Origin of the sequence: Tautonia sociabilis, from assembly GCF_003977685.1 — a bacterium.
GTDB classification, from domain to species: Bacteria; Planctomycetota; Planctomycetia; order Isosphaerales; family Isosphaeraceae; genus Tautonia; species Tautonia sociabilis.
The window spans coordinates 19,760-44,339 of sequence record NZ_RYZH01000054.1; the positions used below are offsets into that span (position 1 = coordinate 19,760).

16 protein-coding genes, 1 tRNA gene and 1 pseudogene are annotated in these 24,580 nt (G+C 71.1%); 10 read left to right on the plus strand and 8 right to left on the minus strand.

Annotated elements, in window-relative coordinates:
* Positions 1–3 precede the first annotated feature (3 nt).
* Together TsocGM_RS21265 and TsocGM_RS21270 are read left to right on the plus strand one after the other, a co-directional pair.
* On the plus strand, positions 4–1,206 hold the full coding sequence (locus tag TsocGM_RS21265; RefSeq protein ID WP_126727480.1) for a M20 family metallopeptidase: 1,203 nt from the start codon (positions 4–6) through the stop codon (positions 1,204–1,206).
* A 5-nt stretch (positions 1,207–1,211) separates the two neighbouring features.
* The gene (locus TsocGM_RS21270) at positions 1,212–2,597 is read left to right on the plus strand and encodes an aminotransferase family protein (RefSeq protein ID WP_233579081.1); all 1,386 of its coding nucleotides are present in this window, start codon (positions 1,212–1,214) and stop codon (positions 2,595–2,597) included.
* 93 nt (positions 2,598–2,690) lie between these two features.
* Here the strand turns inward: TsocGM_RS21270 and TsocGM_RS21275 are convergent, their stop codons facing one another.
* On the minus strand, positions 2,691–3,569 hold the full coding sequence (locus TsocGM_RS21275) for a creatininase family protein (RefSeq protein ID WP_126727481.1): 879 nt from the start codon (positions 3,567–3,569) through the stop codon (positions 2,691–2,693).
* 197 nt (positions 3,570–3,766) lie between these two features.
* Here TsocGM_RS21275 and TsocGM_RS21280 point away from each other — a divergent pair, with 197 nt between their 5' ends.
* Positions 3,767–5,170, plus strand: a complete 1,404-nt coding sequence (locus tag TsocGM_RS21280) for an MFS transporter (protein ID WP_126727482.1) — start codon at positions 3,767–3,769, stop codon at positions 5,168–5,170.
* Between the two features lie 83 nt (positions 5,171–5,253).
* Here TsocGM_RS21280 and TsocGM_RS21285 read toward each other — a convergent pair whose 3' ends face one another.
* Entirely contained in the window at positions 5,254–6,732 is a 1,479-nt protein-coding gene (locus TsocGM_RS21285) for a DUF1501 domain-containing protein (RefSeq protein WP_126727483.1), read from the minus strand.
* Between the two features lie 34 nt (positions 6,733–6,766).
* On the minus strand, positions 6,767–9,457 hold the full coding sequence (locus TsocGM_RS21290; protein ID WP_126727484.1) for a DUF1553 domain-containing protein: 2,691 nt from the start codon (positions 9,455–9,457) through the stop codon (positions 6,767–6,769).
* A gap of 242 nt (positions 9,458–9,699) precedes the next feature.
* On the opposite strand from TsocGM_RS21290, the gene TsocGM_RS21295 reads away from it, so the two are divergent.
* Complete coding sequence (locus TsocGM_RS21295; RefSeq protein WP_126727485.1) at positions 9,700–10,692, plus strand: aldo/keto reductase; 993 nt, start codon at positions 9,700–9,702, stop codon at positions 10,690–10,692.
* A 289-nt stretch (positions 10,693–10,981) separates the two neighbouring features.
* Here the strand turns inward: TsocGM_RS21295 and TsocGM_RS21300 are convergent, their stop codons facing one another.
* The 4 genes and pseudogenes from TsocGM_RS21300 to TsocGM_RS21315 all read right to left on the minus strand — a co-directional run bounded on the left by TsocGM_RS21300 (position 10,982) and on the right by TsocGM_RS21315 (position 16,742).
* Positions 10,982–13,090 (minus strand): S8 family serine peptidase, encoded by a 2,109-nt coding sequence (locus TsocGM_RS21300; protein WP_126727486.1) that lies wholly within the window; start codon positions 13,088–13,090, stop codon positions 10,982–10,984.
* Positions 13,091–13,455: 365 nt separating this feature from the next.
* Positions 13,456–14,625 carry a Gfo/Idh/MocA family protein gene (locus TsocGM_RS21305; RefSeq protein ID WP_126727487.1) on the minus strand — a complete coding sequence of 390 codons (1,170 nt, stop codon included), beginning with the start codon at positions 14,623–14,625 and terminating at the stop codon, positions 13,456–13,458.
* A 436-nt stretch (positions 14,626–15,061) separates the two neighbouring features.
* A pseudogene (nikR, locus tag TsocGM_RS21310) lies at positions 15,062–15,457 on the minus strand (nickel-responsive transcriptional regulator NikR); the annotation flags it as partial.
* Positions 15,458–15,572: 115 nt separating this feature from the next.
* Positions 15,573–16,742 (minus strand): Gfo/Idh/MocA family protein, encoded by a 1,170-nt coding sequence (locus tag TsocGM_RS21315; RefSeq protein ID WP_126727489.1) that lies wholly within the window; start codon positions 16,740–16,742, stop codon positions 15,573–15,575.
* Positions 16,743–17,026: 284 nt separating this feature from the next.
* Here TsocGM_RS21315 and TsocGM_RS21320 point away from each other — a divergent pair, with 284 nt between their 5' ends.
* The 3 genes from TsocGM_RS21320 (at position 17,027) to TsocGM_RS21325 (ending at position 19,425) form a co-directional block, all read left to right on the plus strand.
* A complete protein-coding gene (locus TsocGM_RS21320; protein ID WP_126727490.1) occupies positions 17,027–17,896 on the plus strand; it encodes a serine/threonine-protein kinase in 870 nt (289 codons plus the stop codon).
* A 318-nt stretch (positions 17,897–18,214) separates the two neighbouring features.
* Positions 18,215–18,376 carry a hypothetical protein gene (locus tag TsocGM_RS26255; RefSeq protein ID WP_158633689.1) on the plus strand — a complete coding sequence of 54 codons (162 nt, stop codon included), beginning with the start codon at positions 18,215–18,217 and terminating at the stop codon, positions 18,374–18,376.
* Positions 18,377–18,591: 215 nt separating this feature from the next.
* Positions 18,592–19,425, plus strand: coding sequence for a hypothetical protein (locus TsocGM_RS21325; RefSeq protein WP_126727491.1), 834 nt, complete (start codon positions 18,592–18,594; stop codon positions 19,423–19,425).
* Here the strand turns inward: TsocGM_RS21325 and TsocGM_RS21330 are convergent.
* Positions 19,426–19,507 (minus strand) — tRNA-Leu (locus TsocGM_RS21330). It abuts the gene before it with no gap.
* An 88-nt stretch (positions 19,508–19,595) separates the two neighbouring features.
* Between TsocGM_RS21330 and TsocGM_RS21335 the strand changes: the two genes are divergently transcribed.
* The 3 genes from TsocGM_RS21335 (at position 19,596) to TsocGM_RS21345 (ending at position 24,232) form a co-directional block, all read left to right on the plus strand.
* Positions 19,596–21,314, plus strand: a complete 1,719-nt coding sequence (locus TsocGM_RS21335; RefSeq protein ID WP_233579082.1) for an FAD-dependent oxidoreductase — start codon at positions 19,596–19,598, stop codon at positions 21,312–21,314.
* 198 nt (positions 21,315–21,512) lie between these two features.
* Positions 21,513–22,535, plus strand: a complete 1,023-nt coding sequence (locus TsocGM_RS21340) for a nucleoside hydrolase (protein WP_126727492.1) — start codon at positions 21,513–21,515, stop codon at positions 22,533–22,535.
* A 293-nt stretch (positions 22,536–22,828) separates the two neighbouring features.
* A complete protein-coding gene (locus TsocGM_RS21345) occupies positions 22,829–24,232 on the plus strand; it encodes a YcjX family protein (protein WP_126727493.1) in 1,404 nt (467 codons plus the stop codon).
* The last annotated feature ends 348 nt before the right edge of the window (positions 24,233–24,580 follow it).

The following is a 24,580-nucleotide window of genomic DNA, read 5'->3' on the forward strand; positions in this document are numbered from 1 at the left end:
CTCATGGTCGGATCGGACGCTTCGGGATCAATCAGGGAGCGATCGGATCGGATCGCCCGGCACATCGACCGGGCGCGGTTGCTGGCGATCGCCGAGCGGCTGATCTCGGTGCCCAGCCCCACGGGGAACGCCGGCGGGGCGCTCGATGCGCTGGCCGAGTTCCTGACCGGGGAAGGGATCGCGGTCGAGCGGCCCCAGGCCGATCACCCGAAGGCCCCGGCCGTGGTGGCCCGCCTGTCGGCCGGAGCGGCGGGGAAAACGCTCCAGTTCGACGGGCACCTCGACACGGTCCACCTGCCGTTCGTCCCCTTCGGCCGGGAGGGCGAGACGATCACCGGCAGCGGCTCGTGCGACATGAAGGGCGGCACCGCCGCCGCGGTGGAGGCGATGCTCGCCGCCCGAGACTCGGGAGTGCTCGGCGGAGGATCGATCCTGCTGACCGCTCACGACCTGCACGAGGCCCCCTGGGGGTTCGGCACGCAGTTCGACCGGCTGATCTCGGACGGGGTCGTCGGCGACGCGGTGCTCATCCCCGAGCCGCTCTCGGGACACCTGCCGGTCGCCGGGAGGGGCCAGGCGTGCTGGAAGGTGACGATCCGGCGCGACGGGCCTCCGGTCCACGAGGTGATGCGGCCCGAGGGGGCCCCCCGGGTGATCGCCGTCGGGGCGGAGCTGATCCGAAGGCTCGGCGAGCTGGACGCCCGGGTCGCCGCGGAGGTCGATCCTGTGGCCGGACGGTCGAGCGCCTTCGTGGGGCAGGTGCACGCCGGGGAACTCTACAATCAAGATCCGCCGACCTGCTGGATTGAGGGAACCCGGCGGTGGGTCCCCGGCAAGGACCGCCACGCGATCGAGGCCGAATTCCGGTCGCTGCTCGACGAGCTGGCCGCCGAGACCGGCACGGCGATCGAGGCCGAGTACCAGCTCGTCCGAGACGCCTTCGCCCTCAACCTGGAGGCGCAGGCGGTCGCCGACTTCCGCCTCGCGTATGAGTCGATCGCCGGCTCCCCGCTGCCGACCGGGCCGAAGCCGTTCGTGGACGACGGCAACAGCGTCTGGGCCCTCGCCGGCGTGCCGGCCATCACCCACGGCCCCCGCTCCGGCGGCCAGCACACGACCGGGGAATGGGCCTCGGTCGACGACCTGGTCCGAGTCGCCCACACCTACGCCCTGACCGCCGCCCTGTTCTGCCCCCGAGGATCCTGACGCGCATGGCCACCGTCCCCAGCCCGATGCCCGACCTGATCGCCGAGGCCCAGGCCGTCGAGGAGCGCTTCCTCCGGCAGATCTTCGTCCGAGACCAGATGGCCGAGTGGTCGAAGCACCCGCTCGTGATGGCCAGGGCCGACGGCGTGTCGTACTGGGACGTGAACGGCAAGCACTATCTCGATGCGTTGTCCGGGATCTACGTCGCCTCGGTCGGCCACAACAACCGGAGGGTGATCGACGCGATCCGGGAGCAGTACGATCGGCTGTCCTTCTCTCCGCCAATGCACGGCACGAACCCGGTGGCCGTGCAGCTGGCCAACCTGCTGGCCGAGCTGGCTCCGGGAGACCTGTCGACCGTGAAGTTCCAGTGTGGCGGCGCCGAGGTGACGGAAGCGGCCATCAAGCTGGCCCGGCAGTACCACAAGCTGACCGGCGCTCCGGGCAAATTCAAGATCATCGGCCGGTACCAGTCGTGGCACGGCTCGACCCTGGGGGCGCTGTCGGCCTCGGGCCTGAAGTCCCGGAAAACGGTGAACGAGCCGATGGCTTCCGGGTTCTTGCACGTCTTCCCGCCGACCTGCTACCGCTGCCCGTTCGGCCAGTCGTACCCGAGCTGCGGGCTGACCTGCGCCTCGATCATCGAGAAGGTGATCGACTTCGAGGATCCGGACACCGTCGCCGCGATCATCGTCGAGCCGATCGGCCACACCGGCGGGGTGATCGACCCTCCCGAGGAGTATCTCCCGATGCTCCGGGAGATCTGCGATCGTCACAACATCCTCCTGATCTTCGACGAGATCATCACCGGCTTCGGCCGCACCGGGCACCTGTTCGCGGCCGAGACGTTCGGCGTGGTGCCGGATGTGCTCTGCGTGGCCAAGGGGATGAGCGGCGGGTATGCCCCCATCTCGGCGATGATCTGCCGAAGGCCGATCGCCGATGCCTTCTGGGGCCCGATCTCCGAGAACCCCGGCTTCGTGGAGGGGCACACGTTCGAGGGGAACCCGATCTCCTGCGCCGCGGGGATCGCCGTGATCCGGGAGATCCTCGAACGGGACCTTTGCGGCAACGCCCGGGCCCAGGGAGCCCGCCTGCGGGCCGGGTTCGAGCGGCTGTCGGAGAAGCACGGCGTGATCGGCGACCTCCGCGGCAAGGGGCTGTTCCAGGCGATCGAGTTCGTCCGGGACCGGGCGACGAAGGAGCCGATGCCGGAGGCCTTCGGCGTCCGAGTCGGCCGCAGGGCGCTGGAGCACGGGCTGCTCTGCCGGTTCGACCCCAACTGGATCGCGTTCGGGCCGCCGCTGGTCGTCACCGGAGCGCAGATCGACGAGATGGTGGCGATCCTCGACCGCTGCCTCGGCGAGGCGCTCGCCGAGGCGGGGTCCTGATCAATCGGGGGGAGGTCCAGGCTCCGACCGGGGGGCGATGCGCCCCCAACGGCCTCGACGCCCCCTCTCGACCGCCAATCGGGTCGTCCGGCCTCAGCCGCCGAAGGGCCGTTGTTCCCAGGGAAGAGGCATCGTCGGCGGTCGGCGGTGGAGGTCGCGGCGGACGTCCTTCGGACGGTCCTTGAACCAGGAGACGAGGCGGGAGAGCTGCTTCACCGCCTCGTCGTAGGCGCGCTTGCCCTTCTCGGGGGTCGCCTTGGCAGCCTCGCCGAGGGTACCCGTCTCGGAGTAGCTGCTGGTCCAGGAGATGATCGTGCCGGGGCCGGCGGCGAAGAGGTCGACCCAGTTGAAGGGGCTCTCCTCGGCATTGAAGCTGATGATGCCGGACTCGACCTTGTCGGCGCGGACGTTGTCGCCGTCGAGGTACATGTACAGGGACGTCTCCAGCTCGCAGGCGTGGGCGCATCCCCCGGGGAAATGGCTCTCTCGCCACGAGGGGAGGAAGTCCTTGTCCACCGTGAGCAGGTTCCACCAGGAGATCGGGATGCACTCGGCGTCCGTCTCCAGGTTCGTGCGCCGGGCGACGAGGTCGAGGTTCGGCCAGTTCGAGCCGTGGCCGTTGAGGAGGATGATCTTCTTGAAGCCGTGGTAGGCCAGGCTCCGGGTGATATCGAGCACCTGGTGCATGAAATGCTCGAAATGCGTGTTGATCGTACCGGGGAAGTCCATGACGTGCCCGGTATAGCCGTAGGCGACAACCGGCAGGACGAGCATCTTCTCCGGGATCGCCCGTCCGGCGCCCTGGGCGATGCCGACAGGGCAGACGAGGTCGACATCGAGCGGCAGGTGGTGGCCGTGTTGCTCGACGGCGCCGCAGGGGACGACGCAAACCTTGCCCAGCTCGACGGCGTCATTGATCTCCGGCCAGGTCAGCTTCTCGTAGCGGTGCTCGGATCGGGCTCGACTGCTCATCGGATGTGCTCCGACTCGGGGAGGAATGGCGGGTGGTTCGACCGGAGGGCGAGTAAACCCGATCGTGGTCGGAGAAGGAAGAACGTGCAGGGAGCGGTGCCTTGCCGTCGCGGCCAACGGCGGGGAGAATCGGGCCGACGGCCGGGCGGGATCGCCCGCGTGAGCCCCGAGCTTGACTGTTTGTCCCGGGAGGCACCATGCTCGACGAGGGACGCGACGCCCGGCCCGACGTCGAGGATGTCGGCCCGAAGCCGGAGCGCGGGGACAACCGGCCAACTCGGGTGCGGTTCCTGGTGCTGTTCTCCGCCTGCTCGCTGGCGGTGGTGACGTACATCCACCGCGTGGGCTTCGCCACCGCGTCGACACCGATGCGGGAGGAGTTCGGGCTGGACCAGCGACAGCTCGGCCTGCTGATGGCGGCGTTCATGGTCGCCTACGGGCTGGCCGAGGTTCCCTGGGGAATGGTCGGCGACCGTAAGGGGGTGCGCAACTCGCTGGCGGTCATCATCCTCGGCGGCTCGCTGGCGACCGCCGCCCTGGCCGCCGTGGCGTGGATCCCGGGCACGATCGCGGGGGCGTTCGCCATCCTGTTCGCCCTCCGCTTCCTGTTCGGAGCATTCCAGGCGGGAACGTTCCCGTCGATCACCCGAATGTTGGCCGACTGGATGCCGACCACCGAGCGGGGAGGCGCCCAGGGGCTGCTCTGGATGTCCAGCCGGATCGGGGGCACGGTGGCTCCGCTGCTGCTGGTGCCGCTGTTCGGGATGTTCGGCTCGTGGGAGACGCCGCTGGTGCTGGTGGCGGGGCTAGGGGCCGTCTGGTGCGTGCTGTTCTGGCCATGGTTCCGGAACCGGCCGGAGGAAAAGGCGTCGGTGAACCAGGCCGAGCTGGAGCGGATCGCCGCCGGCCGGCGCGAGCAGCCGACGGGGCACGGCGCCGTGCCGTGGGGGAGCATGGCCACCTCGGGGAGCGTCTGGGCGCTCTGCCTGATGTACGGGGCGCTCGGATACAGCGGCAATTTCTTCATCACGCTCTTGCCCGATTATTTGTCGACGCACCGGGGGTTCTCGCCCGGGACGATCCAGTGGATGACCTCCTTGCCGTTCGCCGTGGGGGTTGGCTCGTGCCTGCTGGGGGGGACGCTCTCGGACCTGATCATCCGGGTCTCGGGCAGCCGCCGGTGGGGCCGCCGCGTGGTCGGGGCGGTGGGCATGGCGATCGCGGGGGTAGCGATCCTGGCGACGCTCCGCGTCGAGGGGGTCTGGGCGCTGGGGGGACTGCTCTGCCTGACCTACTTCGGCAACGACCTGGCGATGGGCCCCGCCTGGGCCGCCGCGGCCGACAAGGGAGAGCGCCATGCCGGCACGCTCGGCGGGCTGATGAACATGACCGCCAGCCTCACCGCCGCGCTGGCGGCGGTCGTGACCGGGCACCTGCTCGAATCGAACGACGTGACGCTGCCGTTCTACCTGTTCGCCGCGTCATATGTGTTCGGAGCGCTCTGCTGGCTGCGCGTGGACGTGACGCACACGATCGCCGGGCGGGCCGAGGCCCCGGGCGAAGATGAAGGGGACGGCGACGGCGACGCCGAGGCGCTGTAGGGTGGGTCGCGCGCTCGATCGCTTGCAACGACCCACCGCTCGAGAGGGGGGCTTGGGGTCCCGATCCCGATCCGGATCGGGGATCAGGCGATGATCCCGGCGATCGGCTTGCCGTGGTCGATGTCCAGGCGCTTGTAGCCGGGGACCTCCAGGCGTCGGGAGTCGAGCCCGAGCTGGTGGAGGACGGTGGCGTGGATGTCGGTGACGTAGTGGCGGTCCTCGACGGCGTGGAAGCCGAGTTCGTCGGTGGCGCCGTGGACAACGCCCCCCTTGATGCCGCCGCCGGCCATCCAGCAGGAGAAGCCGAAGGGGTGGTGGTCTCGGCCGTCGCCGTTCTGGGAGCCGGGGGTGCGGCCGAACTCGGTGGCCCAGACGACGAGCGTGTCGTCGAGCAGGCCTCGGCGCTTCAGGTCGGTGAGCAGGCCGGCCATGGGGCGATCGACCTGAGTGCAGAGGCGCTGGTGGCCCGACCGGAGGTTGGAGTGGGCGTCCCAGGCGCCGGCTCCGCCGTTGGAGCCGTGGAAGATCTGGACGAAGCGGACGCCGCGCTCGGCCAGGCGGCGGGCGGCCAGACAGAGACGGCCGAATTCCCGGGTCTCGTCGCGGTCGAGCCCGTAGAGGGCCTGCGTCTCGGCGGTCTCGGCTTCGAGGTCGACGACCTCGGGCACCGACATCTGCATCCGGAAGGCCAGCTCATAGGACTTGATCCGGGCGCGAAGCTGGGCGTCGTCCGGGTACTTCACGGCGGAGATGCGGTTGAGGCGGTCGATCAGCTCGAACGAATCGGCCTGTTCCTCGTGGGAGACGTCGGGGCCGGGGGCGGCGAAGGGGAGGGGGTCCTTGGGGTCGACGGCGAGCGAGACGCCGTCGTGCTCGGGGCCGAGGTAGCTGGCGCCGTGGCCGTTCATGCCGCCGCAGCAGTCGGCGATGGGGGTGCCCAGGACGACGAACTGGGGCAGCTCGTCGTTCAGCGCGCCGAGGCCGTAGTGGACCCAGGAGCCGATGGTGGGGAACGGGCCCTCGAGCGAATGGCGGCCGGTGTGGAACTGGAGCTGGGCGCCGTGGTTGTCGTTGGTGGTGTAGAGGGAGCGGATCACGGCGAGGTCGTCGACGCGATCGCCGACGCAGGGCCACCAGTCGCTCACCTCGATGCCGCTCTCGCCCCGCTTGCGGTAGCCGACCTGGAGCGGGTAGAGCTCGTGGCGGATGTGGCCGTTGGCGTCGTTGGGGACGGCAATGCGGACGTTCTGGGTGTAGGGGGAGTCGAGCACGCCGGCGTGAGGAGACTCCTCGATCGTCTTGCCGGCGTGGCGGTTCAGCTCGGGCTTGGGATCGAAGCTCTCCAGGTGGCTGGTGCCGCCGATCATGAACAGCCAGATGACCCGCTTCGCCTTCGGCTCGAAGTGCGGGCGGCCGTCGGGAGGGGCCCACGCATCGAGGCCCGACGAGGCTCGGGCCACGCCATCGCGATGGAGCATCGCCCCGAGGGCGAGCCCGGTGAAGCCCATGCCGAGGTCGGCGAGGAAGGCGCGCCTGGGGGTCCGTCGCGGGAAAGGGGTCATCGTCGGGGCTCCCGGGGCGGTCGAGAACGTCGGGTCAACGGATGGTCACAAAATCGGAATGGTTTATGAGCACGTGGACCAGATTCTCCCGGGCGCGGCGGGAGGGGTCGTCCGATGGCATCACGGGAGGCTCCGGGCCTCGGTCGAAGGCGGAGAGCGCGGCCGGGTCGGCGAGGCGATCGGCCTGCTCGCGGAGGTAGGCGAGGCAGGCGTCTCGTTCGTCGGCATCCGGGGCTCGGCCGAGGACCTGCTCGAAGGCGACGGTAACGAAGGAGGCGTCCTCGTCGCCGCCGCACTCCTCGATCAGCCGGGCGGTCAGAACCCGGGCCTGCGAGCGCGAGAGCGTGCTGTTGGCCAGCGCCAGGGCCTGCTGGGGGGCGACGCTCACATCCCGTCGGTAGCAGGAGGTGACGTTGGCCGAGTCGAACAGCTTCAGGAAGGTGGCCCGCTTCTCCTTCGCGTGGCGGAAGTAGAGGCTGCGCCGGGCAGTGGCCAGGGCGGATTCGGGGTCGAGGTCAGGCCCGCCGAGCATGGGGTCGAGCGATCCGGCGACGTGCAGGACGTTGTCCCGGACCAGCTCCGACTCCATCCTCCTGGGGTTCATCCGCCAGTACCAGCGGTTCTCGGGGTCGGTCGCCACGTTCGGGTGGTCGAGCGGGGCGGACGATCGCATCTGGTACGCTCGGGAGGAGACGATCAACCGATGCAGATGCTTCAGGCTCCAGCCGGAGTCCATCAGCTCGACGGCCAGCCAGTCGAGCAGCTCCGGGTGGCTCGGCGGCTTGCCGTTGATCCCGAAGTCGAAGACCGACTCGACCAGGGGAGTGCCGAAGTGCCTCATCCAGACGTGATTGACCGCCACTCGGGCGGCGAGCGGGTTGTCCCGGGCGGTGATCCACTCCGCCAGCGCCCGACGGCGGCCGGTGCTGGTGCGGGGTCGGATCGGGGCGAACGGCGAGTAGTCCGAGGGCAGGGGACCGTCGATCGCCTTCGACGCCTCCTCGACGGCCTTGCTCGCCTCGGCCAGGGACTGCTCGGCGGCCTCGACGGCCTTCTTCGTCGCGGGGTCCCCTTCCTTGAGGGCGGCGCGGGCGTCGGCCAGGGACTTCTCGGCGAGTAACCGCTCCGACCGAGCCTTCTCCAGCGCGGCGCGGCGCTCGGCCAGGCCGGCGCGGAGGGCGAGCACTTCGGATCGCTCCTCGTCGGGAGGCTCGGCGAATCGAGCGGCGTCGGCGGCGAGGCGGGCCTCGACCGATTCCAGCTCGGCGAGGGCGGCTTTGAGCCGGGCCTCGGCCAATCGGATCGGAGTCGGGGCGTCCGCCTCGTCCGGGGTCGACGCCTCGGCGGAAGACTCGCCCTTCTCCCGGGCGGCGATGAGCGCGTCTCGGGCCTCGGCCACCGCCTGCTCAGCCGATGCAAGGGCCTCTCGGCGGATGAACTCCTTGAGGCCGGGGTAGGACGCGGTGATCGGCAGAACGACCGGGGCGATCTCCAGGGCGGCGCCGAACATCCCGGGGACGGCGGGGTCGAGGGGGCGGTCCTCGACCGGTTGCTTCTCGTCTCCCCTCACATAAAGAAAGGTGGGCATGTCGGCGTGGGCGTCGTAAACGCGGACGAGGCCGTCCTTCGCCGTGTCGGGCTGGCCGGGGAGGCGATCGGTGGCGATCTCGTGGGGCTCGAACAGGGCTCGGAAGCGGTAGTAGTCAACCTGGGGGATCGGATCGTATTTGTGGTCGTGGCAGCGGGCGCAGTTGATCGTCAGGCCGAGGAACGCCTTGCCGGTGTGTTCCACCGTTTGATCCAGCCAGATGTTTCGGTTGAACTTGTACCAGTTGCGGACGAGGAAGCCGGTGGCGCGGAGGGCGTCGGGGTCGTCCGGGGCGATCTCGTCGGCGGCGAGCATCAGGCGGACCATCCGGTCGTAGCCGAGGTCGGCGTTGAGGGACTCGACGATCCAGTCGCGCCACCGCCAGATGTGGGGCTGGCTCTCTCGGACCTCCGAACCGTAGCCGTCCCAGTCGCTGTAGCGCCAGATGTCCATCCAGTGCCGTCCCCAGCGCTCGCCGAAGTGAGGGCTCTGCAGCAAGCGATCAACGGCGCGAGCATAGGCGTCGGGATCGGGGTCGGAGACAAAGGCGAGCAGTTCCTCGCGAGTCGGCGCCAGGCCGGTCAGGTCGAGCGCGACCCGGCGCAGGAGCGTGGCCCGGTCGGCCCGGGGCAGGGGGGAGAGCCCAAGGCGTTCGTGCTCCCGGGAGAGGAAGGCGTCGATGGGGTTCGAGCCCCACTCGGGGTCGCCGACGCCGGGCACCTCGGGGCGGGTCGGGGGGCGGAAGGCCCAGTGCTCTCGAGGGTCGGCCTGGGGCTCCTCCCCCTCGGGGGCGGGGGCGCCGGCGGCAATCCAGTCTCGGATGAGGCCGATCTGGGCGTCGGTCAGCGGCTCCCCCTCGGGAGGCATGCGGAAGCCGGCGGCGCCGGTGAGCACGTCCACCAGGTAGCTGCCGGCCACGTCTCCCGGGGCGATCACCGGCCCGGCGTTGCTCCCCTCGATCATCAGGGCGACCGTATCCACCCGCAGCTCCGCCTCCTGCTTCAGCGCGCCGTGGCAGGCGAAACAACGCTCGGCCAGCACCGGCTTGATCGCTCGGAGGTAGTCGACCTCCCCGGTCCGGCCGGTCGTCGGCAGCACGGCCAGCAGGGCGGGGAGCAGCAGCAGGCGAGGGCTCATGAGCGATTCGCTCCCGATTCGGATCGGATCGGATCGGCGCACCGGAGCCGGCGCCGGGAGAGCGTGCCGCCCCGTCCTCGAGGACGGGCAACAAACCGTTGTTGTACAGCCACCCGGGGCCGATGCACAATGCGTCTCCGCGCTCCCCGGCGCTCCGCCCTCCCGGGCCCGGCCGGCAGATTGTCCCGCCCGGTACAATCGGACGATCGATCGGAACACGGAACTCGGAGGGAAGATCAGCCATGAGGGAACGCACCCTGGGGCGCGGCGGCCCCCGCATCTCGGCGATCGGCCTGGGCTGCATGGGGATGAGCGAGTTCTACTCTCCCGGAGAGATGGACGAGGCCGAGTCGATCCGGGTCATCCACCGTTACCTCGACCTCGGCGGCAACTTCATCGACACGGCCGACATGTACGGCGTCGGCCGCAACGAGGAGCTGGTCGGCCGAGCCATCCGGGATCGGCGCGACCGGGTCGTGCTCGCCACCAAGTTCGGCAACGTCCGCGGGCCGAACGGCGAGTTCCTCGGCATCCGGGGGGATCCGGAGTACGTGCGATCGGCTTGCGACGCCAGCCTGAAGCGGTTGGGGGTCGAGACGATCGACCTGTACTACCAGCACCGGGTCGATCCGAAGACGCCGATCGAGGAGACCGTCGGCGCCATGGCCGAGCTGGTGGCGGCGGGCAAGGTCCGCCACCTCGGGCTGTCGGAGGCCGCGCCGCGGACGATCCGGAGGGCGACGCAGGTCCATCCGATCGCCGCGCTGCAAACCGAGTATTCCCTCTGGAGCCGGGACGCGGAGGACGCCATCCTGCCGACCGTCCGGGAGCTGGGCATCACCTTCGTCGCCTACAGCCCGCTCGGCCGGGGCTTCCTGACCGGCCGGTTCAAGAGGTTCGACGACCTGCCGGCCGACGACTCTCGCCGCAACTCCCCCCGGTTCCAGGGGGAGAACTTCGCGAAGAACCTGGAGCTGGTGGCGAAGATCAACGACCTGGCCGCGTCGAAGGGCTGCACGCCCAGCCAGCTCGCGCTGGCGTGGGTGCTGGCGCAGGGAGAGGATCTCGTCCCGATCCCCGGCACGAAGCGGATCGCCTACCTGGAGGAGAACCTCGGCGCGGCGGAGATCCGCCTGACCCCCGAGGAGCTGCGTCAGATCGACGCGATCTTGCCGCCCGGGGCCGCCTCGGGGAACCGCTACCACGCCCAGGCGATGCAGGCGATCGACCGATAATCGCGTCTCGGGCCGGCGTCCGAGGGGAGAGACGCCCGGGGAGCCGGCCCGGTCGCACCGCTCGAAACCGAGATCCGCAGGCATTGCCAGAGCCGTGGCAACTCGCCGCAGGTCGTCTCGGGCTTCGGACCGGCACAGGCCGCACGGCGTTCCCGGCGCGAACGAGCCATCGGCCGCAGCCGGGATCCGGTCTGGAGGATCGTCGGTTGTTGGATGGTGCCGTCGCGGGCCGTGTGCCAGGTCGCGACGGCCCCAACGCGGGCGAGCGTCCGTCCCGAGCGAGGCCGGCTCAGCCTCGGCCGAGCATCGCGGCCCAGTAGGCCACGCCGGAGTCGTCCTTCAGCGTGGCCACGGACTCAGACCGGCCGAGTAGGGCGCGATACCAGAAGGCCACCTTGGTGCGGACCGCCTCGTCGGTCGTCTGGACCGAGAGAATTAGCGTCTGGGGATTCCAGGAGCCGGTCGAGAGCCGGGAGGAGGCGGTGAGCCGGGTGGCGGCGTTGGGCTCCCGGTCCAGCAGCGAGCGATAGACCCCGACAATCAGTCCGTCGGTCGTCCCTCCCTGCCGGGCGGCGAACTCGACCGAGCCGAGGATCGCGGCCCGGATCTCGTCGGGCCGGAACCCGGCGGCGAGCCGATCGGCCCAGAAGATCACGCCCGGGTCGTACTTCAGCGCCTCGATCGAGGCGGTGCGGCCGAGATCCGACCGGTACCAGCCGGCGACCATCACCCGGCGGGCCTCGTCCGAGTCGATGATCCCCGAAGCCACGTCGAACCGGCTGCCGCCCGACCGGAGCCGGGAGGCCCAGAAGGCCAGCCCGGCCGGCTCGGCCGGGCGATTCAGCACCACGCGGTAGAGCGCGTCGACGTAACGCTCGGGGGTCGCCCCCGCCCGGAGATAGAACTCCTCGGACGAGACGAGGTAGGTCCGAACCGTCGCGTCGTCGGCCGTGCCCGCCACCGGCCTCGGCGAGACGGGCAGGGGGTCGGCCGTCGGGGACGGCGAGGGCGAGGGCGAGGGGGTGGGCGTTGGTGTTGGCGTCGGCGTCGAGGAGGGAGAGGTGACGACGGACGGCGAGCCGACGGCCTTCGCGGCGTCGAGCAGGCCGCCGGAGGCGACCAGGCCGGTCAGCGAGGGCAGGGGGCGGGCGGCGCCGACCACACGGCGGACCAGCTGCGCGGCCGTCTCCCCCGGATACTGGGCCGCGACCAGGGCGACGACTCCGGTGACGTGGGGGGCGGCCATCGAGGTCCCCGAGTAGTAGGCGTAGCCGCCGGGCACCGTGCTCAGGATGGAGTCCCCCGGCGCCGCCAGGTCGACCGTCCGGTCGCCGTAGTTGGAGTACGAGGCGAGCCGGCCCGACTGGTCGATCGCCGCCACGGCGATGGTACTGGCGTAGCGGTTGTTCGGCGGGTAGCTGGGGCGGACGTCGTTGTCGACCGCCTCGTTGCCGGCGGCGGAGACGAAGACGGTGCCCAGCGCCCCGGTGCTCGGGTTGGCCTGGCCGACCGCCCGGATGGCGTCGTCGAGCGACTTGGAGTAGCCGGGGCCCCCCCAACTGGCGTTGATGACCCGGGCACCGTGGGCGGCGGCGTAGTAGATGGCGTCGACGGCCTTGGAGATCGAGCCGCTGCCGTCGGCGCCGAGCACCTTCAGCGGCATGACCGTGGCGCCGAAGGCGACGCCGGTGACGCCGATGCCGTTGCCGGCGACGGCCGCGATGGTGCCCGAGACGTGGGTGCCGTGGCCGTTGTCGTCGCGGACGTCGGAGGTCCGGGAGACGAAGTTCCAGCCGTTGACGTCGTCGATGTAGCCATTGCGGTCGTCGTCGATGCCGTTGCCGGGGATCTCGCCCGGGTTGGTCCAGATCCGGCCGGCGAGGTCGGGGTGGGTCAGGTCGATGCCGGTGTCGAGCACGGCGACCAACACTCCCTGGCCTCCCCCGGCGGCGGCCCAGGCCTCGGGAGCGTTGATGTCGAGGTCGGAGGCGTTGTCCAGGCCCCAGAGCTGGCCGAAGGAGGGGTCGTTGGGGACGACCCGGCCGCCGTCGGCCTGGATCAGCGGCCCGTCGGGCTCGGCGTATTCCACCCAGGGGCGCGAGGCCAGGAGGGAGACGGCCGCGTCCCGGGCCCGCTGGCTGGGCAACTGAAGCAGGGTCGGCCCGTCGGGATAGCTGCGCTGCACCGTTGCCCCCAGCGCCCGGTAGAACCGCTGGACCAGGCCCGAGGCCACCCCGTCAATCGGACGAACCAGCAGCCCCCGAGACGCTTCGACGTCCGCGGCGGGGATCGGCACATCCTCTGAGCCCGGCGGGGAGGCGAGCGTGCTGAGGAGGGTCCGCGATTCGAACGCCTCGACGATCGGCGCGCAGCGTGCCCGATGAGCCTTGCGTGGCATGGTCGAAAACCCGGTTGTGCAATCAAGGGAGCGCGTCAGTGGGAAGTGGCGTCCCTTCCGCCCCCGGGGCCGTCGGCGGTCGATCGGACGGGGAAGAAGCGGCCCTGGGCTCGGCCCGGCCGCTGACGTCCGTCGCGGGGTGATTCCGGCTGATGCCGTCGCCGACGGCCGATCCGGGGCGAATCGGGGTGGAAACCCCCGATCCTCCTTCGATCGGCCGCTCTACTATAGGATCCGCTTCGATCCCTCGCCAGCACACAACCGGCCCCTCGCAACCAACCGCCCCGACCGGACGCCGGACGCCCGGGCCGGGGCCAGAGGCCCGCCCCGCGGCGTCGCGGGACGGGGGGGTGGGAGCGCCCTGGTCAGGAGACGCCCTCCCAGGTGCCTGCCTGGGCGCTCCGGGCGATGGCCTCGCAGAGCTGGACCTCGTGGTGGCCGTCGGCGAAGGTGGGGAACGGCGCCGGGCCCGAGCAGCCGGCGGCGATCCAGCCGTAGAAGGAGAGGGCGAGCTGCTTGAAGGCGTCGGGGAACCCTTCGGCGTGGCCGCCGGGGTAGTGCGAGATGGCGGCGGCGGCGGGATCCAGGATCGAGGGGTCGCGCTCGAGCAGCTCGCTGGGGCGGCCCCGGCGGCCGATCCACATGCGGTTGGGCGTCTCGCTGTCCCAGACGATGGAGCCCTCGGTGCCGCTGATCTCCAGCGCCAGCCGGTTCTTGCGGCCCGCCTGGCACTGGGAGACGTGGTAGACGCCCCGGACGCCGCCGGTCCAGTGCAGGACGACGGCGCCGTAGTCCTCGGTGACGATCCTCACCGGCTCGGTCGGCCGCTCGGCGGCGGCGGAGCCGGTGAACGTCTCCGAGCCGCCGACCGGCTTGCGCCGCTCAGGGTGGAAGATGGCCAGGTCCGCCAGCACGCGCTCGATCTTCAGGCCGGTGGCGAACTGGGCCAGGTCCATCCAGTGCGTGCCGATGTCGGAGATGGCCCGCAGGTTGGTGGCGTGATCGGGCTCGACCCGCCAGTTGTAGTCGGTGGCCTGGAGCAGCCAGTCCTGGGTGTAGGAGCCGGTGATCGAGAGGAGCTGGCCCAAGTCGCCCCGGGCCACCCGGGCCCGGATCTCATGGCAGAGGGGGTAGAACCGCACATTATAGTTCACGCCGGCGGCCTGCTGGGGGCGGTCGGCGGCAAGCCGGGCGAGCTCCCCCGTCTGCTTCGAGGTTAGCGCCAGCGGCTTCTCGCAGAGCACGTGCTTGCCGGCCATCAGCGCGGCGCGGGCCTGCTCGAAGTGGACGAAGTTGGGCGAGGCGATGTGCACCGAGCCGACCTCGGGATCGGCCAGCAACTCGTCCAGGTCCTTGAACACCTTGGGGATGCCCAGGCGGTCGGCGGTCTTCTGGCCCAGCTCCGGATTGAGTTCCAGCACGCCGACCACGGGCACGCCGATCCGGCGGAGCGTCTCACAGTGGACCGGGCCAATGAAGCCGCCGCCGATCAGCGCGACCTTGGGCGAGTTGTTCAGGAAGGTCGGAGCACCCATGGGTCTTCTCCAATCGATCAAATCGGGTCGGGTCGGGACGGGACGCGACGGGTCCGGACCGGGGGCGCGGCGACGGGCCAGGGCATCAGGCCCGGTTTGCGTTGAGTTGAACCGCGTCCCTCGCGTCGCACGACGGCCGGGCCCGGTGGGACCGGCTTCCCGTCTCCCGGGGCGTAGCGGGGGCGTCGCCGCCATGCCGACCACGATAGCCGACCGCCCCGCCCCCGCCTAGGCCCCGCCCCCCGGCCGCCCGGGGTCTTGATCGCCCGATCCGGGAGGCCGGCCGGCCGATCCCTCCCGCCGCCCCCGCCGGGGGGGGGGATCAGTCCCCGAGATCGTGCCCGTGATCGAGTGGGGGGCCGTGGCCGTGGCTGTGCCCGTGGCCGTGCCCGTGCCCGTGGCTGTGCCCCGGGTCGGCGATCGGCGACGCCGGGGCGAGCACGAGCCGGCCGGTCTCGACCCCCTTGGTGCCGATCAGGCCGTCGGCCAGCTCCCGGACCAGGCGCACGGGGCCTCTCAGGAGGATGACCTCCAGGCAGCGATCGTGGTCGAGGTGGACGTGGGTCGTGGTCACCACGCGGTCGAAGTGGCGGTGCTGGAGGTCGTTGAGGCGGTCGGAGATGCCGGATCGGTGGTGGTCGTAGACGAGGGTGAGCACGCCCATGGTCTCGGCGTCGTCCTGGGCGACGACGTCCTGAATCAGCGCCGCGCGCATCAGGCCGCGCACGGCCTCCGACCGGTTCGGGTAGCGGTGCTCCTCCCGGTAGCGGTCGAACTTCTCGAGCAGGTCGCCGCCAATGGCGACGCTGAAGCGGACGAGGGGGTCTTTCATGGGAGTCGGCCGGTGAGGGGGAGCGAGGCGTCCGGGGAAGCCGCCCCTCGGCCCGGCCCCCGTCCCCGGACGGCGAGGGGAGGGGAGGGGGGCGGGGGAGACCGGGCGGGGCGGGTCAGCCGACCTTCGGGACCTCGACCCACTCGCCGTCCTGCCGGCCGCTCTGGACGGCGGCCTCGATGAACGCCATGCCGGCCACGCCGTCCTCGATTCCCGGCAGGGGCATCGCGTCGGGGACGGACTCGCCGAGCGTCTTCGAGCGGATCTGCCACTCCAGGCAGCGATGCAGGTTGGCCAGGGCCTCGTGGAAGCCCTCGGGGTGCCCCTCGGGCACCCGGATGTAGGGGGTGATCGACGAGGGGAAATACGTGTACATGCCGCCGAGCCGGTAGAGGGAAACCGGCTCGCCGCCCCGGTAGTACTTGAGGGTGTTGTGGTCGGTGATCGACCACTCCAGGGTGCCCTCGGTGCCGACGATCCGGAAGCCGTTGTCGTTCTGGGCGCCGATGGTGACCTGGCTGGCGGTGATGGTGGCGATGCCGCCGTTGTCCAGCTCGGCCAGGACGGTGAAGTCGTCGTCCAGGGCTCGGCCAGGGACGAAGGTCTTGAGCCGGGCGCGGAGCCTCGTGGCGGTCAGGCCGGCGACGAAGCGGACGAACTCGTAGGCGTGGGTGCCGATGTCGCCGCCGCAGCCGGAGGCGCCCGACTTCGACGGGTCGACCCGCCATGACGCCTGCTTCTGCCCAGCGGCGTCGGCGGTCGTCTCCCGGCTGCCGGCCAGCCAGCCCTGGGGGTACCAGGCCTCGACCTTGCGGACCTCGCCGACCTTGCCGTCGGCGACCATGGCCCTGGCCATCATCACCATCGGGAAGGCGGTGTAGGTATAGGCGACGACGAACGGCACGCCCTTGGCCTTCACCGCCTGGTAAAGCCGCTTCGCCTCGTCCAGGTTCATCACCAGCGGCTTTTCGCAGAGCACGCCCATGCCGGCCTCGGCGGCGGCGAGGGCCGGGCCGAAGTGAGCGTCGTTGGGGGTGACGATGGTGACGTAGTCGATGCCGTCGTCTCGCTTCGCTTCCTCGGCGATCATCGACTGCCAGTCGCCGTAGCCCCGGGCGAAGAACAGCTCCTTGGCCGAGGCGATGGCCTCCTCGGGCCGGGAGCGGAGGGCGCCGGCGGTCAGCTCGGCGGAGTTGTCGATCAGGATGCCCCGGCGGTGCGGCCCGCCGAAGAAGTTCGCCGGCCCGCCGCCGCCCACCATCCCCACGCGAAGCTTGCGACTCATGGTCGACGCCCCCTGTCCGGTCGGATCGGAGATTGATCCGGATGAGATCGATCCAGTGCGATCGAGTCGAGATCGGCCCTGAGATTCGGCAGGGGCCGGGCAGGCCCCGAGGAAGGCCAATCTAGTGCGGCGTCGGGGCCCCCGCAAGCCCTCGCCGACGCCCCTGGGCGCTGGCGTCGGGCCGACCGATCTGCGAGAGTGGGCGCTGGTTCGGACGGCCCCGCCGAGTCGGCGGCAACGGGCCGGATCGTCCCCGGGCCAGGGGGGGAGGGGAGGGCATCGCCGTGTCCAAAGCCGCCGCCGAGTCGGGCCCGACGCTCTCGGGCATGAAGTACCAGGTCGAGGAGCTGATCGACACTAGCGGCTCGGGCAAGGTCGTCCGGGTCGGCGATCGGGGGCAGCTCGGCCGCCGCTACGCCCTGAAGTTCATCGCCCGGGAGGGGCCCGAGGACGACGTGAATCTCGCCCGGGCGAAGGCCGCCGTCGAGGCCAGCGCCAAGCTCGGACACCCGGTGCCGCTGAAGTATCATGACTTCCGGCTGAAGCGCAAGTGGTTCCGCGTCGAGCGCGGCGAGCTGCTGATGGAGTACGTCCCGGGCCAGGGGATCGACACCCTGCCCGACCTGTCGCTCGATCAGCTCGTGCTGATCTCCCAGAAGCTCGCCTCCGGGCTGGCCCACATGCACCGCCGGGGGGTTCGCCACGGCGCCCTCTCCCCCAGAAGGGTCATGCTCACCCGGTCGGGAGAGGTCAAGCTGCTGGGCTTCGGGCTGCACCTGGTCCCCGGCCCGCTGCGCGAGCAGTACAAGGGAGATCGGCTCTACATGGCGCCGGAGCAGATCCGGGGCAAGATCCTCGGCGAGCGCTCCGACGTCTACGCGCTCGGCGCGCTGATGTACCACCTGATGACCGGCCAGCCGGCCAACGTCGGCGGCCGGGCCCAGGGAGATAGGGAGAAAATCTCCCTGCCCTCCCGGTTGAACCCGGCGATCCCGGCCTCGCTCAACAACCTGCTCGTCTCCTGCCTCCAGAGCGACCCCCCGAAGCGCCCGGAGACAATGTACGAGGTCAGCCAGAGGCTCGACGCCATCGTCCAGGAGATGAAGCTCGACGACACGATGCTCAAGGGGGGAGGGGCCTCGGCCGTCGAGTGATCCCCGGATCGCCGGCGAGGATCGGCCGAGGACCAGGCCGAGGCCGCCCTCCCCTCCGCCGACGGCTTCGACTCGTACTTCGGCATCTCCCACAGCAACAACATGGACCGCGCCGGCTCGGCCCCCCTTGGACGTATCGCCATCACCGACCCCCGGGTCGAATCGAATGCTTCAACGTCCCGCGGCAGCGCGGCACCCAGGTCGTCGAGCGTCCCGCCGACCAACGCACCAGCACCCGGCGCCACACCGAGGAGGCCGTCCGGTTCATCGAGAGCCACAACGACGGCGGTTCGTTCTTCCCTCGACCTGGCCCCCGCGATGCCCCACATCCGGCTTGTTCGCGGTGACGCCTGGGAGGGGATCAGCCGTCGCGGCCTGAACGGCGACGTGATCGCCTCCTTCCGACGGCTCGTCTCCTCCCACCGGGAGACCCTCGAGCCCGTCCCCAACCAACTTGAGCGCCGGATCGGAGACGACTAACCTGCTCCTCCCCCCCGCTCGAAACCCGGCCGGCCCCCCCGGGGTAGCCCCCTCGCCCCAACCGGGCCGGCCCTCCCCCTCGGCGTCAAGCCTGAGGCTCCCTTGCCTCGGCCAGTCCCCCCACCCCCCTCCCGAGGCACCCCTCCCCCCTGCCAAGATCCGATCTCCCGCACCGGCCACCCGGCATCGATCCTCCGAGTCCCAGGACCCGCCCCATGCTTCCACTGCTCCTGATGACCGCCGCCTCCGCCCTGCCGCCCGCCGACGACCCCGCCGACGCCCTGGCCCCCCTCCAAGGCTCCTGGCGGGCCGAGGCCGGGCCGACCGGCGAGGTGATCGTCACCCTGACCATCAACGGCGACCGCTTCGAGCAGGTCGTCGCAACCGCCCCCGGCGTCGAGTTCACCTTCCGGGGGCGACTGCTCGCCGATGATTCGAGCGATCCGGGGCGGCTCGACTGGATCGAGGTCGTCGGCCCCGACGGCGAGGCCATCCCCGACGCCCCGGCCCGCTACCGGCTCGACGGCGACACCCTCACCGTCTGCACCGCCGCCCCCGGCGGCGGCCTCCCCGACACCCTCGCCGCCGGCCGGGGCCGCTATCCCAGCCTGCGGGTCTACCACCGCAGGCAGGAGGAGCAAGCCGTCGACGGCGACCTGCTCGCCATGCAAGGCGAGTGGTCCGGCGCCGTCGGCCCGAACGGCCTGCTGAGGGCCTCGCTCTCAATCCAGGGCCGTTCCGCCCGCTTCGTCCTGCTCGGCCCCGACGGTCAGGAGGTTTTCTCCGCCTCCGGCCTCGTCCGGCTCGACGAGACCGTCACCCCCCGAGCGATGGACTGGATCCCCGACGACGGCCAGTCCGACCGCCCCGTGCTCTCCATCTACGAGCTTGACGGCTCCTCGCTCCGCATCTGTCTCGGCATCGCCCGGCGAGACGGCCCCACCCCCCGACCGGAGGCCTTCACCGAGGACGTGCGGACGATCACCCTCTCGCGGAAACCGGAGCAGGCGCCGTCCGATCCCGGCGATCCACCGGGATCGGACGGCTGATGCGAGAGGAGGGACTCGAACCCTCACGCCTTTCGGCATGGGAACCTAAATCCCACGCGTCTGCCAGTTCCGCCACTCTCGCAACGACTGACGACGATCGACCCGGATCGGGCCGGCCGGCTCGATCCGGGCCTGAGTGTAACTTCCCAGCCCTCTCGCGGTCCACGCTCATGTCTGATCGACGAACCGTCCTGCACCGTCGCCGCTTCCTGACCGCCAGCAGTTCCGGGCTGGCCGCGCTGCTGGCCGCCCGATCGGGCCGCCCCGCCGCCGAGGCGGCGGCGTACCGGGGCCGGCAGATCGAGGCCGACGTGGCCGTCATCGGCGGCGGCCTGGGGGGCTGCTCGGCGGCGCTGGCGGCCCTGAGGCTGGGCAAGACGGTCGTGATGACCGAGGCCACCGACTGGGTCGGCGGCCAGCTCACCAGCCAGGCCGTCCCGCCGGACGAGCACCCCTGGATCGAGCAGTTCGGCCGCAACGCCTCGTATGCCGAGCTGCGCAACCGCACCCGATCCTTCTACCGACGCAACTACCCCCTGACCGCCGACGCCCGGGACGCCCGCCACCTCGACCCCGGCAACGGCTCCGTCTCGGCCCTCTGCGCCGAGCCGAAGGCGTTTCTGTGGGCCTTGACGGAAATGCTCGCCCCGTTCGCGTCGAGCGGCCGGCTGACCGTGCTGCTCGAACACGAGCCGGTCTCGGCCGAGGTGGAGGGGGACCTCGTGCGCGGCGTCACCGTCCGAGACGCGAACTCGGGAGATCGTCGCACCCTCGCCGCCCCGTACATCCTCGACGCCACCGAGCTGGGCGACCTGCTCGAGCTGGCCGGCGTCGAGCACGTCGTCGGCTTCGAGGCCGCCTCCGTCACCGGGGACCGCTTTGCCCCCGAGACGGCCGAGCCGCTCAACCAGCAGGCCCTCACCGTCTGCTTCCCCCTGGAGCACCGGCCGGGGGAGGACCACACGATCGACCGCCCCGCCGAGTACGCATTCTGGCGCGAGTTCGTCCCCGACCTCTCCCCGCCCTGGCCCGGCCCGCTGTTGAGCCTGACGTACAGCAACCCCCAGACCCTCCAACCGCGCACCTTGCCCTTCGACCCGACGAGCAACGCCTCCGGCTGGTGGACGTATCGCCGCATCCTCGACCCCGCCCATTTCCGTCCCGACGTCTTCGCCGGCTCCCACGGCGTGACGATCGTCAACTGGCCCCAGAACGACTACCTGCTCGGCCCGATCATCGGCGTGACGGCCGACGAGGCCGCTCGGCACCTCGAGCGGGCGAAGCAGCTCAGCCTGTCGCTCCTCTACTGGCTCCAGACCGAATGCCCCCGCCCCGACGGCGGGCTCGGCTGGCCCGGCCTTCGGCCGCGGCCGGACCTGGTCGGCTCGGCCGACGGGCTGGCCAAGGCCCCCTACATCCGGGAATCGCGCCGGATCACCGCCGAGTTCACCGTGCTTGAGCGCCACGTCGGCACTGAGGCCCGTCGCGCCGCCGACGGCCCCGACGTGGCCGAGGCCACCTTCCCCGACAGCGTCGGCGTGGGCAGCTACCGCATCGACCTGCACCCCAGCACCGGGGGAGACAACTATATCGACGTCAGCTCGCTCCCCTTCGAGATCCCGCTCGGCGCCCTGATCCCCGTCCGCGTCAAGAACCTCTTGCCCGCCTGCAAGAACCTCGGCACCACGCACCTGACCAACGGCTGCTACCGCCTCCATCCCGTCGAGTGGGCCATCGGCGAGGCGGCCGGCACCCTCGCCTCCTTCTGCCTCGACCGCGGCCTCTCCCCCCGGGCCGTCCGCAACACCCCCGATCACCTGCGCGCGTTCCAGGCGCTGCTCTCCTCCCGGGGCGTCGAGCTTCACTGGCCCCACGCCCGGCCTCGATAACCGTCCGAGGGGCGACCGAAGGCGGTAGGATTCCTGCGGCCCGATACCCGATGGTTGATGGCCGATGCCCGATGGCGGATGCTGGATGACCGGACGGCCCTCGGCAGCCAACACTCGGACTCCGCCGACCGCCTTCCGCCTTCGGCCGCCCTCAATCGCCGGGAGCCCGCATTCTCAACCCCCGAGCCCGCCCTTCCGATGATCACCACCCTCCTCTCCTTGCTGCTCCTGACCGCCCCCCCGGCCCCGGCCAGCGCCGAGGAGCGGAAGCCCGTCCGGCTGATCTTCGACACCGACATCGGCAACGACGTCGACGACGCCATGGCCCTCGGCCTGATCCACGCCCTCCAGTCTCGGGGCAAGTGCGAGCTGCTGGCGGTGACCGTGACCAAGGATCACGAGCTGGCCGCCCCGCTGGTCGACGCGATCAACCACGTTTATGGCAGGGGGGACATCCCCATCGGCGTCGTGAGGGGCGGCAAGACCCCCGAGCCGGGCAAGTTCCTGGGCCTCGCCGCCGAGGAGGAGGGGCCGGGCAACCTCCGCTACCCGCACGACCTCCGCTCCGGCGCCGACGCCCCCGAGGCCGTCTCCCTGCTCCGTCGCGTCCTGGCCGACCAGCCGGACGGCTCGGTGGTGATCGCCCAGGTCGGCTTCTCCACGAACCTCGCCCGGCTGCTCGCCTCGGGCCCCGACGACTCCTCGCCGCTCTCCGGCCGAGACCTGGCGGCGCGGAAGGTCCGGCTGCTGTCGGTCATGGCAGGGGCCTTCGCCCCCATCGACGGCAAGCCCCGCTTCGGCGAGTACAACATCGTCCAGGACCTCGACGCCGCCCGCGCCCTGGTGCGCGACTGGCCGACGCCCATCGTCTTCAGCGGCTTCGAGATCGGCATCGCCATCCCCTATCCGGCCGTCAGCATCGAGCGCGACTTCTCCTACCTCGCCCATCACCCCATCGCCGAGGCCTACCGCCTCTACGAGCCCCCGCCGCACGAGCGCCCCACCTGGGACCTCACCAGCGTCCTGTTCGCCGTCGAGCCCGACCGCGGCTACTTCGACCTCTCCCCCCCCGGGCTCGTGTCCATCGCCGACGACGGCCACACCCGCTTCGAGCCCGAGCCCGACGGCCCCCACCGCGTCCTGATCGCCTCCCCCGAGCAGGCCGCCCGAGTCCGGGAGGCCTTCGTCCAGCTCGTCAGCCAGCCCCCGGCCCCCCGCTGACCGGCCCTCGGTCGGCGCCCTCATCCCGACGCGGCCTCGGCCAGGGAGCCGACCTTCCCCACTCGACCGTGCCAGCGACGGTCGCGGTGTGCCGTCCCCGCTCAAGAGCCAGCACGCCGATCCGATGCCGGGAGGCCCCGCGTACCGGCTTCGCCGCCGGGACCGATCGCGGCAACGGAGCTTGATGCCAGAGCCCCGGAACGCGACCATGAAGGCCCGCCGCGTCCCGATCGCGACCGTCGCCGCGATCGGCGGCCATCGGCGCCGCCCCAGGTCGACCCGAGCCCCCCGAGATGATCCACCCGCTCCGCCGCCAGCCGTTCCGCTCCCGACGCTCCGTGGGCCTGGTCGGACTGTTCTACAGCGGCAAGACGGTGCTGCTGACCTCGCTGATCGCCCACCTGAGGAATCACGACCCCGACCGCCTGCCGCTGGACCCCAGCGGCTCCGACGACGAGCTGACCCTCCTCGACGAGCTGCCGCCGGCCCTCTGCGCCGAGCGGTTCGACGTGGACGACCACTACAACCGCCTGAGCGTGGCCGACTGGCCCGCCAAAACCGACCGCCTGAGCGAATACCGAGCCGAGCTGGTCATCGGCCGGAAGAGCTGGTGGACGATCGATCTGTCGCTGGTCGACCTGCCCGGTGAACGGCTGGCCGACATGGTGATCGCCCGGCACCCGACGTTCGAGGGGTGGAGCGACACCGTGCTCGGCGTCTTCCGCAAGTTCGCCGAGTTCGCCGAGGTCGCCCGGCCGTATTTCGACACCCTCGGCCGCAACCTGGCCGAAGACGACGTGCTGCTCGCCTACCGGACGCTGCTGGCGACCTTGCACTCGCGGTTCATGCCGTTCATCTCGCCATCGAGCTTCGTGCTCGACCCGGAGGGCGTCCCCATCGACGCCCGACTCGGCCCAAGCCCGCCCTGCTCGGTCGCCGAAGCGATCCGGCGGAAGGCCGAGCGGGGCACCTGCGGGCTGTCCAGCTCCGAGCAGTTCGCCCCGCTGCCGGCGGACGTCCGGGAGCGTGCTCCCGAACTGGCCGCCGCCTTCGCCCAACGGTACCAGCGGTATCGGACCCAACTGGTGCTGCCGTTCGCCCGGGCGCTGGCCCGGTGCGACGACCTCGTCGTGCTCGTCGACGTGACCGTCTTGCTCGAAGGGGGCCACGGCATGGTCAACGCCAACCGGGCGTTCCTGGAGCAGGTGCTCTCCTACGTCGATCCGGGCCTGTCGCCGGGCAGACAGCTCTACGCGGCGGCGGTGTCGGCGCTGTCGTTCGGCCTCACCAGGCTCGAGCACGTCCGTCGGGTCGCCTTCGTCGCCACGAAGGCCGACCGCGTCGTGCGCGATGACCGCGACCGGCTGCTCGATCTGCTCTCCCGCCTCACCCGACCGATCATCCGCCCCCACCTGGCGACCAAGCATCTAACCGTCGAACACCTGATCGTCGCCGCGGTGAACTCCACCTGGAGCGAGCCCGGCGACCCTCCCGACATGCTCCGCTACAACACCCCCCGGGGCGAGGTGAAGGCCCCCGTCTCCCGGCTCCCCGACGACTGGCCCGACCACTTCGACCCCGGCCGCTTCCGCTTCCCCCGCCCCGAGCCCTCGCTGCCCCGAGCCCGCATCAAGGTGCCCCCCCACATCAACCTCGACCGGCTCGCCCGGTTCGTCCTCGACAAGAAAACGGTCTGAGAACCCGCGTTGCCCGACCGCGTCCTCGATCCGAGAATGGCCGATGGCCGATGGCCGAGCCCGGGCTCTTGGCATCCCTCGCTCGAGGCGCTCCCGTTCCTCCTCCCCCTGGAACCCGATCGCGTCTCGATCCGCTGGAACCCCGGGCGCGTCACCGCCCGCGACTGGGACGCCCGAATCCGTCATCACGGCGTTGACTTCTGATTTCCGATCTTCGATCTCCGATCTCCACCCCCGCTCTTTCCCCCAACCCGAGGGCCCCCCGATGAGCACCCCTCCCGGCTATGGCCCCTCGTCCGGCCTCCCCGGCGGCGACGACGACGACTTCTTCCCCCCCCCACCCCCCCC